The organism is Meridianimarinicoccus zhengii (genome assembly GCF_003254465.1).
In the GTDB taxonomy this organism is placed as follows: domain Bacteria; phylum Pseudomonadota; class Alphaproteobacteria; order Rhodobacterales; family Rhodobacteraceae; genus Meridianimarinicoccus; species Meridianimarinicoccus zhengii.
Genome location: NZ_QDFI01000219.1, coordinates 1 through 515 on the forward strand (window position 1 = coordinate 1; position 515 = coordinate 515).

1 pseudogene is annotated in these 515 nt (G+C 78.1%); it reads right to left on the reverse strand.

From position 1 onward, the window contains the following. Positions 1–370 (reverse strand): annotated as a pseudogene (locus DDE13_RS22710) (hypothetical protein); the annotation flags it as partial. Positions 371–515: the final 145 nt, after the last annotated feature.

Sequence of the window (515 nt, forward strand, 5' to 3'; positions counted from 1 at the left end):
CGAGCGGCCCGGCATTGCGCGCCTCCGCGCCGTCCCATGGTGCGTCGCCCGTGTCCGGGCGCGGGGCCGCGCGGGGGCCGGGGCGTGCCCATGGCGGCGTGGCCCCGCCATGGGTGTCGTCCGGGTCGTCGTCCCCGCCCGGGACGAACCATGGCAGGTCGCCGGGCGCGTCGGGATCGGGATCGTAGAGACCTCGGGGCGCGGCGTCGTCCTCCGCCGCGGGATCGCTGTCGCCGTGGTCTGCGGGATCGGGGTTGCGGGGCGCGTCCGGCCCCGCGCCCGCGCGGTGTGCACGGGCCGCGCCGCCTGTCCCGTCGGAGGTGCCATCGCGGGGAAGGCCGGAGGAATTGTCGGAATGTGGGCCTGTCATGTGGCGATGCTAGGCGATGGCGGGGCGTGCTCCAATCGCTTTCCGCCCGATGCGCCCCGCCCGCCGCGATTCGCCGGGACCGCCCTGCGCGGCGGCGCGCCGCCCCGGTCGAACGAGGCCGGACGGTCGGATCAGCCGCGCGGCG